The organism is Peribacillus sp. JNUCC 23 (assembly GCF_053653995.1).
Window position 1 is genome coordinate 4,162,943 of sequence record NZ_CM132202.1, and the last position, 13,263, is coordinate 4,176,205.

Here is a 13,263-nt window from a genome sequence, read left to right on the forward strand (position 1 = left end):
TCCCTTTCGTACACCTATCCATTATACTGTAAACAGACAAAATCACAACTATATCGTATATTGATTTTCCCCCACGAAGTCCCAACTTATCATCTTTCTGCGCTAAGTCGCCTTCTCTTCATGTAAGTAGTTACAAGTCCCTGACTTGGCGAAAATAGAAAAGCCCATCCAAAGATCACACCCGCAACACTGACCATACATCCTGCTATCGAAGCATCTAGCATCACTGCTGTGTAATAGCCCATTAATAAATAGTGAAAGAAAACGACCGGGATTCCTATCGCGCAAGCCAATCTAGAATCAAATGCCTTTTTCTTTACAATAAAAATCGTCGTTACAAGTGCGAATTCGAACAAGAGGTTAAACTAAAAAAACTGTAAACATAATGGTCCAAGTTTTCTCTTTGTTCGCTCCAATGTATTGGGTCTTTTCATCTATTCTTGTCTAATTATTACTTCCCTTTCAAAATTAAACATTGCTTGTCCATTTGAAATATACTATACTACAATCATATTTAATTAAATATTCCCATTCACCGATGGGATAGAGGCTGCAACTTATAATAGTAAAGCGGACGAGATTCAATGAAATTGATGACTCCGTTTGAAAGGATAAATTGCCGAAGTTTGGATAAATCATTGACTATCCATGCTGGCGATGTTTCCGAACAGGAACATCACTGTCACGTTTAGTAACGTGGAGGGCTATCTTCGGAAGGATTTAACGGACTCATCAAACAGCCGTCGATCTTTTTCGACTGTTGTTTTTTTATTTGCCTTAAATACCATTTAACCTTCCATCATAAAAAAACATCCATGAGCATCTGATCCCAACTAAAACGATGAAAAGGTTCAGGCACTCAAATTGTATCACCTTATGAAGGTGGCGGTACGGAGCGGATTTTTGCGAAGCCCCGCCCCTTTTCCACAGAAAAGGAGTGTACACGATCATTGGCGAATTCAACCCAAACATCTAACCCTACTCAATTAAAGAGAACTCTTAAAGCACGCCATCTGATGATGATTTCTCTTGGAGGATCAATCGGAACTGGGATATTTTTAGCAAGTGGTGGCGCTATTCATACTGCTGGTCCAGGTGGAGCGCTGCTCGCCTATGCAGCTGTTGGAATCATGGTTTATTTCTTAATGACCAGTCTTGCCGAGATGGCAGCTTACATGCCAGTAGCTGGTTCATTCAAAGTGTATGCCACGAATTTTGTTGATCCGGCTTTTGGTTTTGCGATCGGCTGGAACTATTGGTATAACTGGGCAATTACGATTGCCGCGGAGCTTGCTGCGGTTGTACTCATTATGAAATTTTGGTTTCCAGAAAGTCCTTCAGTTATGTGGAGTGCACTGGCACTTGTCATTATGTTCGGCTTCAACTATATGTCTGTTAAAGGATTTGGAGAAGCGGAATTTTGGTTTGCACTGATTAAAGTTGTAACAGTCATCATCTTTATTATTACTGGATTTTTAATGATTTTTGGCATTATGGGCGGAGAGTCTATTGGCTTTACAAACTTCACAATCGAGGATGCACCTTTTAATGGCGGATTCTTTGCCATCCTAGGAATTTTCATGGCAGCGGGTTTCTCTTTTCAAGGGACTGAATTACTCGGCGTAGCTGCTGGAGAAAGCGAAGAGCCAGAAAAAAATATTCCAAAAGCAATTAGCACTGTTTTTTGGCGAATCCTCCTTTTTTACATTTTATCTATTTTTGTCATCGGGATGATTCTTCCATACACAGATGAACGATTATTAAGTGATGCGGTTTCTGTAAGTCCATTCACACTCGTTTTTGAACGCGCAGGATTTGCCTTCGCTGCATCCGTCATGAACGCCATTATTTTAACATCTGTCTTGTCTGCAGGTAACTCAGGCATGTATGCTTCTACTCGTATGCTTTGGGATTTAGCACGCGATGGTAAAGCACCCAAATTCTTAGGAAAATTGGATAAAAGAGGTGTGCCAGTTAATGCCTTAATCGCAACTACTTTAGTTGGATCACTAGCTTTCTTAACGACTTTCTTCGGCGATGGTGCCGTTTATATTTGGTTGTTAAACGCGTCAGGGATGGCTGGATTTGTTACTTGGCTCGGGATTGCCATCAGCCATTACCGCTTCCGCAGAGCCTATATCGCACAAGGACACGACATAAAGGATCTTCCATATCGAGCAAAGTGGTTCCCACTCGGTCCATTATTAGCACTATTTTTATGTATTTTCATTATATTAGGTCAAAACTACCAAGCCTTTACGGGAGGCGGGGTCGATTGGAACGGAGTACTTGTTTCTTATATTGGTTTACCTCTTTTCTTAATCGTTTGGCTCGTCTATAAAGTTAAAAACAAAACAAAATTAATTCCTTTAAAAGACTGTGATTTTGAAACTAAATAATAACAAGGATATCCAAAAAGGGTTAGACTTCACACTATTGATGTGAGGTCTGACCCTTTTTTGTATGGGACAGCTTCTTATCAAATTAATTAAGTCAAGGTATTCAAGATTCTTGCATCACTTCATAAGCAGGTGGATGATGTCATCTTCCTTACAATCATTAATGTGCAGACGGGAAAACGCGTTTCACCGTTTCAGTGAACTCATCAGCAAATCCTGCGATTGGATGACCATTCCTCACATCAGTCGAATAGCCTTGCATACGATCAATGAAGTCAGGGCTTGAAGACACGTACACGTTTTCAATCGTTGCATCAGCTGCCCTTACTTTGTCAGCAATTTTCTCCTCTACATTCTTCGCTAACTCATTGCTTCCTTTGTCCGATAAGTCGGCTGCAACATAGGCACTGTTTCCCATCACCATTACTGTAGAATGCTTCACTTCTTTTAGCTTATCGACTTCAGCAGAAAGGTTGCTCCCCTCTCTAATATCATTATTATATGTGACATTCCTTGTGTTATAGTTGACATTATTTCGTACATTTTGGGCTTCATTCGGAAACATGGCTCTGTCATAATTTACGTCTGTCGGATAATTTACGTCTGTCGGATGATTTACACCTGTCGGATGATTTACACCTGTCGGATGATTCACACCCATTTTCTCACTACCCTGTTTAGTATTGTTGGCTGTACATCCTCCAACAAATAATGTTGCTATTATTCCACCCACCATAATTGCGTTCTTCATATCCATCACTCCTTTTTCATTATTACAAATTTAGTGTTCGCCAGAGAAGATGAAATATGTAAGAACCCAACTAAATTTCCTGCAACAATTCCTTCCATGTAAAATACTGGTCCTGTTATCTGCACCGGCCTACTTTTTAATCAAATGACGATCCGGAAATCAAATTTACGCGCCAGAATGGAGGATTTTCACGCCAGAACTAACGCTTTTCGAGCGGGATTTATGATTTGCATGCCAGTGCCAAATTTTCGTTTATTTGCATACAAAACCTAAAATGGCGTTAAATTTCCACCAGTTACTTTTGAAGGATCCCTCATTAAAAACGCTACACTCATCTAATCATAATGGTGGCGATGCGGAGCCGAAATTTTGGCTGCTTTCTCGATAAAATGAGTATACCCGCTAAGAGATTGGCTATATTAGTAAGTCGCGAGGCCCTGTACCATAATCCTTCACACAAAAAAACAGGCAAGAAGAGTATTCTTCCTGCCTGTTCCTTTATTCTCCAGATGTTTCTTGAGTAGATGGTTCCACCGGAGTTTCTTTATCTTCTTCATTGTTATAATTATAGTCAGAAGGTTTAATTGGCGTGAATCCCTTAGGTGTATAGAAGCGTAATAAATCTCCATTCACAACCTTATCGGAGTACTGAAGTAGTTTTTGCGCAAGTTGTTTATCCGCAGCAATCTCTTCCGTTTCTTCGATTAATTCCCCTGTATTCGTATCATAGTATTTTCCTTTGAGAGAAGTTACAGATGGTGTAATAAAATCTCCATTTCGGAATGGAATCAATTGGTGATGATCTTTAGACAATAAATCTGTACCAAATTGAACATTCTCTTTCGTGTCTACACCCAGTAAATGCATAAGTGTCGGCATTAAGTCAATTTGTCCGCCATACGTATGGTTGACTCCACCCTTGACACCTGGTGCATGAATCAGTAAAGGCACACGTTGTAGTTGTGCGTTTTCGAATTCCCCAACTTCAGTTCCAAGTACTTGAGACATAGCTCTCATATGGTTTTCTGAGATTCCATAATGGTCACCGTACATCACGATTACGGAATTATCATATAAGCCGGATTCCTTTAAATAGGTAAAGAACTCTTTAAGTGCTTCATCCGCATATCTGGCCGTTTGGAAGTAATTATCAACTGACTTATCACCCGTTGTATGAGGTGCGATTGTTGTTAAGTCTTGGTTTATCGAATACGGGAAATGGTGTGACACCGTTATAAACTTCGAATAAAATGGCTGTGGCAATTTATCAAGCATCGGAATGGATTCTTGAAAGAAAGGCTTATCCATCAAGCCATAGCTCATTGTATCTTCTACATTCATATCGTAATAGCTTGCATCGTAAAAACGATTAAACCCAAGTGCTTTATAAATTTTATCGCGGTTCCAGAAAGTCTTATAGTTACCATGAAAAACAGCAGACGTATACCCTTCTTGACCTAAAATAGCTGGTGCAGCTTGATACGTATTTTGATCATGTGTCGTGAATGCTGAACCTTGTGGCAAACCGTACAATGAATTTTCAAGCATAAACTCTGCATCAGATGTTTTACCTTGACCAACCTGATGGAAGAAATTATCAAAATACATAAAGTCTGTGCTATGCGCTAATGAATTTAGGAATGGTGTAACTTCCTCTCCATTAAGCTTGTAATCAATAAGGAAATTCTGCATCGATTCCAAATGAAGATAAATCACATTCTTACCTTTTGACGCACCGAAATATTCTGGGTTTGGCTCAGCATACATCGCTTTTGTAAAATTGACAATCTCAGCAATGTCTGTGCTGTTTGCCGTTGCACGCTGTGCATATGTTCTCGTATTTTGTACTGCGTCATATACCATGTAATTGTACATGCCTAAATATTTAACAATATAGTTACGGTCAAATGTTCTAGTAAGTAGTTGCGGACGGTCTTTTTCCGCTAAAGCAAGGTTTACTGAGAAAATAGCAAGTCCAGCAAGGAAGACCATTGCAACCGTACGGCGTTTCATTTTAATTTCACTTGGCTTGATTGCTTTAGAATAATACAATGCGATCAAGATGATTGTATCCAAGAAATACAAAATATCATAAGGTTTGAATAATGCTAATACACTTGGACCTAAGTCACCAAAATTTGATGCTTGCGTAAGTGTTGGTAAAGTAATGAAGTCCGTAAAAGAACGGTAATAAACGATATTAGAGAATAAGACGGCTGATAAAATGAAATTTAATCGAATCACCCATTTATATGTCTTTTTCCCCTTGGCCAACAATGCGATTCCAAAGAAAAGAATGGCTGAACTAATCGGGTTAACAAACAGTAGAAACGATTGAAGTTTGTTATCAATCCCTAAATTAAATTCCACCTGATAGCCAATATATGTTTTAATCCAAAATAATGTAACTGCTATTATGAAGAAACTAAGAAGTTTAGTTTGTAAAATGCTTTGACCCTTTTTAAGAAAATTATTCATGTTTCACCTCTATTAATCTAGTAATCTGAGCCTTAATCGATGATACAGATCCTGATTATTTATCTTGATAAGTAAATGACATTTCGAGCATAAAATACATAGTATCACTTTCATTCAATAAGTCAAGATTAGTTGAGTGATTATCCTTTTATTCCCATTCGCATTATATTGTAAAGAAATTGTAACAATTCAGTATAGACAATGAAAGGTGCTAAATACTCATTATCATATGAACACGATCCAAAAAAGATAACAAATTAATGCTTATTTCTAACGTCACAAATACTACTATAACGGACTTTCACTTGAACTTCCATTAAATATCACTTTTTTTCATTTCCATATTTCCCAAGTACAAATGCAGTCTCAATCCATCCCTATTCCACTGCAATTCCGGTTGCTTTTACACTGCCTTTACAAAGTTCCGAATGAATAGTAAATAAACTTAGCATCTGTCAGAAAGATAAATGTAACAGTATTCTTGAGTTGAATCCTTTTATTATATCACAACCCCACTATTTTTTCCACTAAATTACAAACGATAAACAAAACTCAAGTACTTATTTAGGAACTTTGATTAAAATCGGCCGTTTCCTGTACTAAACGTCGAAGTCGGCACAATCTGCGCTAAACCGACAAGTATATGATGGATGGGAAATCTCGATTAGAAGTTGGTTTCTTGTGGGGGATGGTGCTGTTTACGCTTGATACGGACAGGCAAATTGAGGATTCCACTTAAAAACTTCGTCCACTTTTCTTTGTATCAAAAAAAGTCCTGTTCACAACAAAAAAATAAACGAAGTTTGTCTTACGTGCAAAGGACCAGACCCCGCAGCTACTATAAAGAATTAGGTGCGTTAAACTAACGCTTTATCCTTTATAGGCTACGGGGGCGATCCCTTTAAGACATTCTTAGTTTGTTTTTTAGAATTATCTAAGACCTTCAGCAATTTCATTCACCATTTCCTGAACGGATCCAAGTCCATCGCCTGATAGGTACCAGTATGCAGGGTCTAAATAGATGATATTCCCTTCTTTGAAAGCTTTTGTACCTTTTACTAAATCATTCTCTATCGTTGTTTTAGCAACAGCTCTATCACCTACGAATAGATAATCAGGATTTTTTCGACAATGTATTCGAAGTTAGTGAATGATGATACCCAGTGTTGTCGAAAAGGTAAAGACTCTCTCGACCAACATTTGCCCCCAACTAACGCAATAATACTGATTAGCATGGAGGTTCATCATGAAATTATTAGGTATATCAGGGGCATTAATCGGGGCAAAAACAGCTATTTCTGTAAATGAGGTGCTAACGAAAGCAGGCCAACATCCACATATTGAGACAGAGCTTCTTGATTTAAAAGACTATAAAGTGGAGTTTGTCGATGGGAGACCTTTCGTTGCATACAATGAGGACACACGAACGGTCATATACAAAATCATTGTTGATGATTCTGTATATGACCGAAATCGTAGGAAAAAGGTAGAATTACTTGCTCGTTGTTTTGATCACGCTTATATAAACCATTTAAGTCTAGGGAATATGTTCGGATTATAGAGTCTTACTAAAAAGTTAAAACACTTCTAGAGAACGTCTGGTACTTATTCTACTGCAGTGTAGTTACCGTGTTCCATATTAATAATATAGTCTGGTTTTGGTGGTTTACCACCATGTTGTTTAATCTTCTCTTTGTGACCAGCAATATGCTCCGGGCTCTTTTCCCAAGCTTTCCAAGCATCTTCAGACTCCCAGCGGATAATCATAATTACTTCTTCTTCCCCACGACGTATATTTTTTACAAGTAACTCACGGCTAATAAAACCTTCTCTTTGTTCCACTAATGATGGGCCTTGGCCGGGTTTCTTTTTAAAACGTTCTAATATCTTTTCTGAATTTCCTTCAGTAATTGTCCACTTACGAATTTGAACAAACATCTGTCTTCCCCCTTAATTCTTAATTATAGTAAAGGCTGTCCTATTTATTGGACAGCCTGCTCTTTTGAAGTCAAATATTTATGTTAATCTTATTTTAACTCGTCTAAGATTTCTTGAATTTTCTCCATTTCAGTTGGTACGCCACCACTTGCGAAGTACCAGTTACCTCCATAAAGGTAAACGATTTTGCCTTCTTTGTAAGCACGAGTTTGTTTAATAATGTCGTTTTCAATATCTGTCTTAAGTGCATCATCGTCATTAGCATTACGGTCAATGATTAATAACACTTCTGGGTTAGCTGATAAAATTGACTCATAACTGAAATCAGAACCATGTGCACTTGACTCAATATCTTCAGTTACTGGTTTGAATCCAAAGTCATTATATACATAAGCGAAACGAGAATCTGGACCATTGTCGAAACCAGCGATTTTCTTCTCATTATACATAGCTACTAATGCATTTTCATAACCTGCAGCTTTTTCTTGAAGTTCGGCTACTTTTGCATCTAAATCTGCATTTATAGCTTTAGCTTCTTCTTCTTTATCGAAAATTTGCCCTGCAAGTTCTGCGCCTTCTTTAATACCTTTAATATAATCTTCATTATCAGATCCAACGAATATTACGTTTGGAGTAATTTCTTTTAATTGTTCATACATTGGAGCTTGACGACCAGAAATGAAAATTACATCTGGCTCAAGTGATGCTACTAATTCGAAATCGATTTCTTTTAAAGTACCTAAGTCAGCATATTCGTCAGAAGAATATTTTTCTTTTAAGTCTGCTGGCAGATTTGATTTAGGAAGACCAACAACGCCCTCCACTCCTAAAGCGTCAAGATTATCTAAGAAACCAAAGTCTAAAGTAACAATACGTTCTGGCATTTCTTCTAAAGTAACATCTTCAAACACCGTTTTTGTTCCTGCTTCTTTATCTTCTCTTTCACCAGTTAAAGATGCAACTGTCATTGGGAATGCAGAAGTTTCAGTAGCCTTTTCTGTTCCTTCAGTTGTCTTTTCTGTATTAGTTTCAGGTGTATCTGTTGTCGCTTCTTCATTTGATCCACATGCTGCTAAAACTAAAGATAGTAAAGTTGTTACAGCTAAAATTTTCCATTTATTCATTTTTTTATTCTCTCCCGTTCCCTTTATAATGATATTGATAATCATTATCATTATAACATGTAAAAATGATAGGTCAACTCATTTTTATTTTATTTTATACAACTTTATTCAAAAAAATGATTTAGAAAAGCATGCCCAATCACCCTTTTCTAAATCATAAGTTTACGAATGCGAATTAAAGAATACACAAATACGACACCCGTCCTGTTCTTGGACTGGTATATCCATATCATATATTTCCCGCAATGCAGCAGTATTTATAATTTCATTTGTTAGACCATCTTTCACAACACGTCCATCTTTAAGAGCAACGATACGATCTGAATATACTGATGCAAAATTAATATCATGCAATACAATCACAACGGTCTTACCTAATTCATCAACCAGCTTACGTAAAATTTTCATAATTTGAACAGAATGTTTCATATCCAAGTTATTTAACGGTTCATCTAATAAGATATATTCTGTATCTTGTGCAATAACCATGGAGATAAACGCACGTTGTTTTTGACCACCAGATAATTCATCCAAATATTTATCTTGGATATCGGTTAAATTCATATATTCTAAGGCTTGATCAACAAATTTTTCATCTTCACTATTTAGTCGACCCTTTGAATACGGATAACGCCCAAATGACACTAGCTCTCGAACTGTTAAGCGAACATTTAAATGATTGGATTGTCTTAAAATGGCCACTCGTTTTGCAAATTCATCAGACTTCATCTTTTTAACATTACCTTTATCTAGAAGGACTTCACCTGTATCAGAATCTAATAAGCGACTTACCATGGACAATAACGTCGATTTACCAGCACCATTTGGCCCGATAAATGACGTAATCGTTTTTGGTTGGATTGTCACTGTTACATTTTCTACTACAGGATTTTTGCCAAAATACTTTGTTATACCTTTGATTTCAATCATCCAGCAGCCCTACTTTCTTTCAGCAATAAGTAAATAAAGTAAATACCACCGATAAAGTTAATAATGACACTAATTGTCGTATTTAAATGGAATACGTGTAATACCAAAAACTGTCCGCCTACTAATGCAATAATACTTATTAAACTAGATGCTACAATTAAAACTGAATGTCGATATGTATTAATAAATTGATAGGCCACGTTCGATACGATTAATCCTAAAAATGTAATAGGACCAACAAGTGCAGTTGAAGTTGCAATCAAAATGGATGATAAAATTAATACTTTTAACACCATTTTATCGTAGTTTATACCTAGATTGATTGCCGCATCACGACCTAAAGACATCACATCTAAATCACTTAACATTCTTTTACCATAGATGAAAGCTGCCCCTAATATCGCCATTGAAAGATACAATAACTCTGACTTAACGTTATTAAAGCTTGCGAATAATCGGCTTTGTAAACTTAGATATTCAACTGGATCTATCACTACTTGGAGGAAATTCACTAAACTTCCAAGTAATGTCCCGATAATCATTCCTGCTAGTAATAATAGAAAGATCGGATATTTATCCGCTCGGAATAAGAATCGATATAGAATTAACGCAAAAAGAATCATTGCAATAATTGCCATTCCAAAGTTTAAATAACGGTCTACAACAAAAATAGACGCCGAACCTAAAGCAAAAAAAATAACGGTTTGTACGACCTCATACATCGAGTCAAGCCCCATGATAGAAGGCGTTAAAATTCGGTTATGAGTGATTGTTTGGAAAATAATTGTAGCGTATGATATTGCTATCCCAGTGATTACCATTGCTCCAATTCGTACTAAACGACGTGGGAAGGCATAATCAAAACCGCCCCGAATATTATAAAAAGCAAAAAGCAAAATGAATATTATCGCAATTACCGCTAATATAATTATTTTCGTACTATTTTTTCGCATATGCTTTCCCCCTAAATAACATTACTAAGAAGATCGCACTACCAAAAACTGCGACTGTTAGGTTTACTGGAATTTCATAAGGGTATACAACTAAGCGGCTAAGAATATCACATGCCAGCAAGAAAACCATTCCTAGCATGATTGTATGTGGAATCGTTTTACGTAAATTGTCCCCCATATAAATCGACACGATATTCGGCACAATTAACCCTAAGAAAGGGATAATACCAACAGTTAGTACGACAGTAGTCGAAATGATAGCTACTAAAACTAAACCTAAATTTAAAACCATTTTATAACTTAGCCCTAAATTTTTTGCAAAATCTTCACCCATTCCAGCTACCGTAAACTTATTCGCATATATGTAAGCTAATATGATGGCTGGGACAGCTACATACAATAATTCATAACGTCCAGATACGATTAAAGTAAAACTACCCATGAAGAATGCTTGAACGTTTTGTAAAATTTCAGCTTCATAACCTAAAAACGTCGAAATCGCCGATAGAATATTCCCGTACATAATCCCGATTAGCGGTACGAAAATTACATCTTTAAATTTAATGCGATCAAGTAATTGCATGAAAATTAGCGTTCCAACTAAAGCGAATGCAAAACTGAATATAATTTGCTGAAAATACGTTACATTTGTAAAGAAAAGCATTGAAATAATAATACCAAGCTTAGCTGCATCTAGCGTACCCGCCGTTGTTGGTGATACAAATTTATTACGGCTTACACTTTGCATTATTAATCCTGCAATACTCATCCCCGCACCCGCTAGAATAATCGCCATTAAACGAGGCACACGACTAATTAAGAAAATTTGTGTTTTATCAGAATCCCAATCTAGAAGGTCGCTCGGCTTAATATCAATTGCACCAACAAATAGCGAGATAAACGAGAGAATGATTGCAGCGATCATTAACATCCACAGTCTCATTTTTATCCCCATATTCTATTTATTCTCAAGTATGTAAAACAATGAAAATGATTCTCAATCTCGAGTACATATAAATTATAAGCACAAAATTTCCAAAAATCAATAATTATATAAGTTCATTTTGAATTTCCGACATAGCCATGGACCCAATCAGACAGAGAATTTTTTTAAGTAAGGAATGAAAAACCAAGTTTAGATAACCTTATTTTCCTAGAAATTGAAGATATAAAAAAGCCAATTTAAGAGTTTATTAAATGAAAGGGCCAATGAATTTGGCAATGATCCGGCCTTATTAAAAATTCTGCGACATAGTGGGCCGACTGATTATTTATCCAGTTGAAATTCTAATTGGCCTTGTAGTAAGGGTATTTGACAGCGTGATATTTATTTATCTATTAATGAGGAGAAAGGCATATGAATAATAAGTTTTAATTAACGGTGCTCGCAGTAATTGCTACGTTACTTAGCCAATACCTTCACAGTCCTATATGGCAATGTTAGGGCCTATTTAATAAAATAGGAATAATGCCGTTTAGAAAAGAAGGAGGCCGAAATATCTACTTCCTTCTACTAATAGGAATGATTTTCGGGACGCTTCTCTCAAGCTTGTCTTCTTTCACGCAAGTATTAATAGATCCAAACGAATACCAAATTGTTCAAAACAAAATGTTCGCAAGCTTTAACAATATAAAAACTGATTTACTTTTAATAGTAGCAATTTTAATGCTTATTGCAACGCTTTATTTCCTACGATTTGCAAAATATTTAGATGTGATGTTGTTTGGAAGTACACAGGCCATTAATTTAGGTGTCGATTACGATTATGTAATGAAGCGAATATTAATAGTAGGTGCTATTTTAACTTTTGTATCGACTGCACTTGTCGGACCTACCACATTTCTTGGATTAATGGTGGCGAATGTCGCATCTCAATTTACTAAATCATATAAGCGTAAACATGTTATCCCGGCATCCATCTTCTATTTTTTAGTCTCATTTAGCTAAACTGGTATTCCCTTTATTATATTACCCCAAAACAGTATGAATTTTTAATTTTTAGCCTTTTTTAGTAGTTGAAGGAAAATCATCAAAGTATCACGATAAGATTTAGGATGATATAATACAAGCTACAGTAAACGTTCCCTGGAAAAAGCTTAATATAAAGGAAGAGATTTTATGTTGGCATTTATCAGCAAATTATTTACGAAAAAACCAAAAGTCACACTTGAATTCTGCCAAACGAACCTGGATCGTTTTTTAGAGGAAGAATATGCAGAAGAGTATGGAGAATTTTTAAAAAGTCCACAAGTTTCCTATAAAGAGTATGAATGTTTAAGCGAATGTAAGCTGTGTAAGAAGTCTGCTTACGCGAAGCTGAATGGTGCCATGATTACAGGGATTGATTCTGGTGATTTACTGGCTCAGCTGAAAGATAAAGTGAATGCCAACAAGTAAAAAACTAGAATTTCAAGAGCTGTTTTTCAGACTGAAATAATCGATTCATCACAAAACAAAGAGCAAATGCCTAGGTTCTTCTCGCATTTGCTCTTTGTTTTGTGATGAAAAGATGAAGTTAGCTTCTCAGGAATATCGATTTAGGTATTTTGCTAGTCGCTTTGAACCTCTTTCCCCCCGACTCAGCTCTTTGACCCTTTTACTAACCAGTATTGCTTTTTTCCTAACCACTTTTCCTTTTCACTCATTATAAATATAAGTTTTTTCATAACAAGTGCGTACTAGTCATATC

Annotated in this window: 10 protein-coding genes, 3 pseudogenes and 1 riboswitch; of the genes and pseudogenes, 5 read left to right on the top strand and 8 right to left on the bottom strand. The window is 36.4% G+C overall.

Going from position 1 to position 13,263, the window contains the following annotated elements; all coding sequences use genetic code 11:
• The first annotated feature begins 536 nt into the window (after window positions 1-536).
• A riboswitch (Lysine riboswitch) is annotated at window positions 537-715 on the top strand.
• A 235-nt stretch (window positions 716-950) separates the two neighbouring features.
• Entirely contained in the window at window positions 951-2,399 is a 1,449-nt protein-coding gene (locus JNUCC23_RS19995; protein ID WP_403075514.1) for an amino acid permease, read from the top strand.
• Between the two features lie 160 nt (window positions 2,400-2,559).
• Here JNUCC23_RS19995 and JNUCC23_RS20000 read toward each other — a convergent pair whose 3' ends face one another.
• From JNUCC23_RS20000 to JNUCC23_RS20010, 3 genes and pseudogenes are all read right to left on the bottom strand, one after another.
• Window positions 2,560-3,150, bottom strand: a complete 591-nt coding sequence (locus JNUCC23_RS20000; protein ID WP_454213199.1) for a YhcN/YlaJ family sporulation lipoprotein — start codon at window positions 3,148-3,150, stop codon at window positions 2,560-2,562.
• 498 nt (window positions 3,151-3,648) lie between these two features.
• A complete protein-coding gene (locus tag JNUCC23_RS20005) occupies window positions 3,649-5,628 on the bottom strand; it encodes an LTA synthase family protein (RefSeq protein ID WP_403075520.1) in 1,980 nt (659 codons plus the stop codon).
• A 930-nt stretch (window positions 5,629-6,558) separates the two neighbouring features.
• A pseudogene (locus JNUCC23_RS20010) lies at window positions 6,559-6,773 on the bottom strand (ABC transporter substrate-binding protein); the annotation flags it as partial.
• Window positions 6,774-6,874: 101 nt separating this feature from the next.
• Between JNUCC23_RS20010 and JNUCC23_RS20015 the strand changes: the two are divergent.
• On the top strand, window positions 6,875-7,189 hold the full coding sequence (locus JNUCC23_RS20015) for a hypothetical protein (RefSeq protein ID WP_454216183.1): 315 nt from the start codon (window positions 6,875-6,877) through the stop codon (window positions 7,187-7,189).
• Window positions 7,190-7,233: 44 nt separating this feature from the next.
• On the opposite strand, the gene JNUCC23_RS20020 is transcribed toward JNUCC23_RS20015, so the two are convergent.
• The 5 genes from JNUCC23_RS20020 to JNUCC23_RS20040 all read right to left on the bottom strand — a co-directional run bounded on the left by JNUCC23_RS20020 (window position 7,234) and on the right by JNUCC23_RS20040 (window position 11,516).
• The gene (locus JNUCC23_RS20020; protein ID WP_454213202.1) at window positions 7,234-7,566 is read right to left on the bottom strand and encodes an antibiotic biosynthesis monooxygenase family protein; all 333 of its coding nucleotides are present in this window, start codon (window positions 7,564-7,566) and stop codon (window positions 7,234-7,236) included.
• Window positions 7,567-7,655: 89 nt separating this feature from the next.
• A complete protein-coding gene (locus tag JNUCC23_RS20025; RefSeq protein WP_403075527.1) occupies window positions 7,656-8,690 on the bottom strand; it encodes a siderophore ABC transporter substrate-binding protein in 1,035 nt (344 codons plus the stop codon).
• 162 nt (window positions 8,691-8,852) lie between these two features.
• Entirely contained in the window at window positions 8,853-9,620 is a 768-nt protein-coding gene (locus tag JNUCC23_RS20030) for an iron ABC transporter ATP-binding protein (protein ID WP_403075530.1), read from the bottom strand.
• A complete protein-coding gene (locus JNUCC23_RS20035) occupies window positions 9,617-10,573 on the bottom strand; it encodes an iron chelate uptake ABC transporter family permease subunit (RefSeq protein ID WP_403075533.1) in 957 nt (318 codons plus the stop codon). The genes JNUCC23_RS20030 and JNUCC23_RS20035 overlap by 4 nt, the downstream gene beginning before the upstream one ends.
• On the bottom strand, window positions 10,560-11,516 hold the full coding sequence (locus JNUCC23_RS20040; RefSeq protein WP_062185803.1) for an ABC transporter permease: 957 nt from the start codon (window positions 11,514-11,516) through the stop codon (window positions 10,560-10,562). Before JNUCC23_RS20040 ends, JNUCC23_RS20035 begins: the two co-directional genes overlap by 14 nt.
• A gap of 302 nt (window positions 11,517-11,818) precedes the next feature.
• Between JNUCC23_RS20040 and JNUCC23_RS20045 the strand changes: the two are divergent.
• The 3 genes and pseudogenes from JNUCC23_RS20045 to JNUCC23_RS20055 form a co-directional block, all read left to right on the top strand.
• Window positions 11,819-11,938, top strand: a pseudogene (locus tag JNUCC23_RS20045) (ABC transporter permease); the annotation flags it as partial.
• A gap of 115 nt (window positions 11,939-12,053) precedes the next feature.
• Window positions 12,054-12,512 (top strand): annotated as a pseudogene (locus tag JNUCC23_RS20050) (iron chelate uptake ABC transporter family permease subunit); the annotation flags it as partial.
• 180 nt (window positions 12,513-12,692) lie between these two features.
• Window positions 12,693-12,971 (top strand): DUF1450 domain-containing protein, encoded by a 279-nt coding sequence (locus tag JNUCC23_RS20055; RefSeq protein ID WP_403075536.1) that lies wholly within the window; start codon window positions 12,693-12,695, stop codon window positions 12,969-12,971.
• The last annotated feature ends 292 nt before the right edge of the window (window positions 12,972-13,263 follow it).

Bases quoted from the DNA above. Each gene is read 5' to 3' on its own strand.
- JNUCC23_RS20030 (WP_403075530.1), bottom strand. From the start codon at position 9,620: ATGATTGAAATCAAAGGTATAACAAAGTATTTTGGCAAAAATCCTGTA.
- JNUCC23_RS20000 (WP_454213199.1), bottom strand. From the start codon at position 3,150: ATGAAGAACGCAATTATGGTGGGTGGAATAATAGCAACATTATTTGTT.
- JNUCC23_RS20005 (WP_403075520.1), bottom strand. From the start codon at position 5,628: ATGAATAATTTTCTTAAAAAGGGTCAAAGCATTTTACAAACTAAACTT.
- JNUCC23_RS20040 (WP_062185803.1), bottom strand. From the start codon at position 11,516: ATGAGACTGTGGATGTTAATGATCGCTGCAATCATTCTCTCGTTTATC.
- JNUCC23_RS20020 (WP_454213202.1), bottom strand. From the start codon at position 7,566: ATGTTTGTTCAAATTCGTAAGTGGACAATTACTGAAGGAAATTCAGAA.
- JNUCC23_RS20025 (WP_403075527.1), bottom strand. From the start codon at position 8,690: ATGAATAAATGGAAAATTTTAGCTGTAACAACTTTACTATCTTTAGTT.
- JNUCC23_RS20035 (WP_403075533.1), bottom strand. From the start codon at position 10,573: ATGCGAAAAAATAGTACGAAAATAATTATATTAGCGGTAATTGCGATA.
- JNUCC23_RS20055 (WP_403075536.1), top strand. From the start codon at position 12,693: ATGTTGGCATTTATCAGCAAATTATTTACGAAAAAACCAAAAGTCACA.
- JNUCC23_RS20015 (WP_454216183.1), top strand. From the start codon at position 6,875: ATGAAATTATTAGGTATATCAGGGGCATTAATCGGGGCAAAAACAGCT.